General features: G+C 68.5%; 4 protein-coding genes. 2 read left to right on the top strand and 2 right to left on the bottom strand.

The genetic code is table 11. The annotated features are described in order from the left end of the window. Positions 1-22 precede the first annotated feature (22 nt). Positions 23-1,654 carry an ABC transporter permease gene (locus DBR22_RS10255; RefSeq protein ID WP_258229132.1) on the bottom strand — a complete coding sequence of 544 codons (1,632 nt, stop codon included), beginning with the start codon at positions 1,652-1,654 and terminating at the stop codon, positions 23-25. Beyond that, on the bottom strand, positions 1,647-2,642 hold the full coding sequence (locus DBR22_RS10250; RefSeq protein ID WP_108598935.1) for an ABC transporter ATP-binding protein: 996 nt from the start codon (positions 2,640-2,642) through the stop codon (positions 1,647-1,649). The genes DBR22_RS10255 and DBR22_RS10250 overlap by 8 nt, the downstream gene beginning before the upstream one ends. 94 nt (positions 2,643-2,736) lie before the next feature. Between DBR22_RS10250 and DBR22_RS10245 the strand changes: the two genes are divergently transcribed. Together DBR22_RS10245 and DBR22_RS10240 are read left to right on the top strand one after the other, a co-directional pair. Further along, entirely contained in the window at positions 2,737-3,096 is a 360-nt protein-coding gene (locus DBR22_RS10245) for an ArsR/SmtB family transcription factor (protein WP_108598934.1), read from the top strand. Positions 3,097-3,112: 16 nt separating this feature from the next. Then, entirely contained in the window at positions 3,113-3,619 is a 507-nt protein-coding gene (locus DBR22_RS10240) for an SRPBCC family protein (protein ID WP_108598933.1), read from the top strand. The last annotated feature ends 157 nt before the right edge of the window (positions 3,620-3,776 follow it).

The following is a 3,776-nucleotide window of genomic DNA, read 5'->3' as shown; positions in this document are numbered from 1 at the left end:
CCCGCCGCACCAAAACCCGCCCTCATGCCGTCCCCGTTTCCCGCCGCCGCATGCCAACCATGGCCACGGCGACGGCAACACCAGCGATGGCGAGCATCCACCACGCCCCGCTCCAGTCCGTCGTCGTGCCGCTGGGAACGGGGGTGTGGGTGAACGGCGAGAGGTCGCGGATGCTTTTGTCCAGTCCCACCAGCCCGCCGAAGATTCCCAGCACCACCCCTGCCCCGAGGAGCGCCCAGCCTCCGGCGATGGTCGCGGCCGGCCAGAGGACGAACACCAGGGCCGGGACCGCAAGGTAGATCAGGGCGGCGGGAAGCTGGGCCACGGCCGTCTCCCAGACAGCCTGCCCGTCGACGGAGGTATCGCCGGCGGCGGCCAGGGATGCCCAGGCACCGAATGCGGTCAGGGTCAGGACCAGCACCACGGACGCCGCGCCCAGCAGGAGGTAGCTGACCAGCCAGTGCAGGCGGCTGACCGGGGCGGCGAGCAGGAGCTCTGCAGTGCCGCCGGCCTCTTCCTGGCGCAGCCGGAGGACCGCCTGCAGTCCGCACGCAGCCGCCAGGATGCCCGCGATGGAGAACATCGCCGAAATCATGAGCTGGGTCAGCGATACCCCCTGGGTCTGGAGGATGGCGCGCAGCGCAACGGTGATGTTGTTGCTGGTGGCGTCCGCGGCGGCGATCGCGCTGCCCAGGGAGCCGGCCAGCAGTCCCATGGCCAGCCCGCCGATGCACCAGCCGATGATCGAGCCTGCCTGCAGCCGGAGGGCAAGGGCGGTGGGGCTGCTCAGTCCGGGCCGCGCGGCCGCACGCCCGGGCAGCGCTCCCCAGACGCTCGCGCCGCTGTCCCGCCGTTCCAGGAGGAGCCACGCCGCACCCCCGCTGACCACCGCAAGGCCCAGCGGCAGCAGCAGTGGCCACCACCGGTCGCCCGTGAAGGCGAACGTCTGCTGGCCCCACCCGATCGGGGAGAACCAGCTCGAAGCCCCTGCGGTCATGGACAGCCCGTCGGCACTCGGGGTCCCGCTGGCGTCGCCGATGCCCCGCAGCAGGTACGCCAGGACCACCAGCCCGGACGAGTAGCCGTTCGCGCCCCGGGATGTCCCCATCAGCTGCGCCACGAGGAGCCCCACGCCCAGAAACGCCAGGCCGACGGCGCCCGTGGCGGCTCCCGCAAGGAGGGAACCTTCGCGGTCAAGCCCCGCCGCCGCGAAACCGCCGAACACGGCGAGCGCCGCCAGGACGTTGGCGCTGATGCCGTGCAGGAGGGTTGCCACCGCAGGGGTGAGGCGTCCGGCGGGAGTAGCGGCGATCAGCTCGGCACTCCCGGCTTCCTCGTCAGCCCGGGTATGGCGTACGGCCAGGAAAGTACTCATCAGCCCGGCCAGGAGGGCGAGGAAGGCGTAGATCAGGAAAAACATAAAGCCGCCCAGGCTTGCGTCCCGAGGCAGGCCGCGGAGCATCAGGATGGCAGGGGTGGCGATGGCCACCTGAAGGATCTCCGCGCGGCTGGATTCCTCGCCGTAGGTCTGCTGGATGGCGGAGGCCGCGAACAGGGTCAGGGCGCCGATGCCCAGCACCCAGATGGCCAGCTGCCAGCGGTCACGCCGTAGGCGCTGGCCCCACAGGATACGGAGTTCGCGCACCTCAGTCACGGCTCCTCGCGCCGAGCAGGTGCCGCCGCCGAGCGCGCTCCCCCTCAGTGCCCTCGGGGTGGGCGTCCTCCCCGCGGGCAAGTCCCGACGTGTCGCCGTAGTGCCGCAGGAACAGCTCCTCCAGCGATGGCGGCGTGATGATCAGGCCCTTAACCCCCATGGCACCCAGCACCGGAAGCACCTCGGCGATCCGGTCCGAATCGGCACCAAACTTGACCCTGCCGCCGTCGGACGTCAGTTCGTGGACAGTGCCCAGCTCCCCCAGAGCGCGGGTGTCCACGCCGTCCGCCGCGAAGGACACCTCGCTGCGGGTCAGGTGCCGCAGCGAGTCCAGCGTCCCGCCGTCCACCACCTGCCCGGCGCGGATGATGCTGACGCGGTGGCACAGGATCTCCACCTCGGAGAGGATGTGGCTGGAGAGGAGCACCGTGGCCCCGCGGTCGACGGCGGCGAGCACCTCCCGGCGGAAGACCGCCTCCATGAGCGGGTCAAGGCCGGACGTGGGCTCGTCGAGGAGGTAGATCTCGGCGTCAGTGGCGAGGGCGGCGATCAGGGCCACTTTCTGCCGGTTGCCTTTGGAGTAGGCGCGGCCTTTCTTGCCGGGGTCGAAATCGAGGGCCTCGCACAGGCGTGCCTTCCGCTGCCGGTAGGCCGCGGCGTCCGACGTCCCGCCCCGCAGGCGTGAAAGCAGGTCGATGGTTTCGCCGCCGGAGATGTTGGGCCACAGCCGGACATCGCCGGGGACGTAGGCCAGGCGCCTGTGCAGTTCCACGGACTGGGTCCACGGGTCCAGGCCCAGGACGGTGGCCGTGCCGGACGTGGCCCGGGCCAGGCCCAGCAGGACGCGGAGGGTGGTGGATTTGCCGGCGCCGTTGGGTCCGAGGAACCCGTGGATCTCGCCGCGTTGGACCTCGAGGTTGAGGCCGTCGAGGGCGCGTACCCTGCCGAAGTGTTTGTGCAGGTCAACGGTCTGGATGATGGTGTCCATAGGGCGAACCCTACTCAGATTCACGGGTTTGTGAAGATTCGAAAGACCCTGGAAAATCTTCCAATGCATATACATATGGGTATACAATTTCAGCATGGCACGGGCAGCGACCACAGCAGATGCGTTCAACGCGGTGGCCGAGCCGCGCCGCAGGGAAATCCTCGATGCCCTCGCCCAGGGCGAGCGGCCGGTCAACGACCTTGTGGAGCTCCTCGGCCTGGCCCAGCCGCACGTTTCGCGGCACCTTCGCGTGCTCCGCGAGGTGGGCGCCGTGGACGTGCGCGACGAAGGGCGGCAGCGGCTCTACAGGCTGAACCCGCAGGCCCTGAAGCCCATCCACGACTGGGTAGCCAGCTATCAGCACCTCTGGGAAGAGCGGTTCGAGCTGCTCGAAGACGTCCTCGAGGACCTTAAAGGCGAGGACCTTAAAGACCAGGAAAGCAACGAAAACTAAGAGAAGGAGCAGGACAATGGCACAGACCAGCAGCGGCACCATGGATGTCACCTTCCCCGGCGACCAGGAAATCCTGATCACCCGGACGGTCAATGCGCCCCGGCATCTGGTGTACCGGGCCTGGACCACCCCCGAGCTTGTCCGGAAGTGGTGGCCCGGCCGTCGCGGCGAGATGACCGTGGCGGATATGGACCTCCGCGTGGGCGGCGCATGGCGGTATGTCATGGTGGCGCACGGCGAATTCGAGGTCGCGTTCCACGGCGTCTACCGGGAGATTGTCCCGAACGAACGGATTGTCCACACCGAGGTCATGGAGACCGAGGGCGCTTCCCCGGACAGCGAGGAGGGTGCCGTGGTCAACACGGTCACCTTTGACGAGGCCGACGGCGGCGCCACCACCATCCGGATCCGCACCGATGCGGGAAGCAGGGAAGTCCGGGACATGATCGCCCAGTCCGGCATGGAAGGCGGAGTGCGCGAACAGTTCGAAATCATCGAGGAACTGGCCGTGTCGCTGACATGAAGGTTGGTCCAAGGTTTGTGTGACACCCTTAACCGATGACTTTTTCACAACAGGCCCCGGCCCGGACCCAGCTGCGCCCCGCCCCGGGCTCCGGCTTCATGTTCGCCTTCGCCACGCTGGCCTGCATTGTGGGACTGATGGCCACGTACTACTACTT

The sequence above is a fragment of the Arthrobacter sp. HMWF013 genome (assembly GCF_003061105.1).
GTDB lineage: Bacteria > Actinomycetota > Actinomycetes > Actinomycetales > Micrococcaceae > Arthrobacter.
The sequence above is the reverse complement of the archived record's forward strand: the minus strand, read 5'-3'. Positions and strand labels throughout refer to the sequence as shown.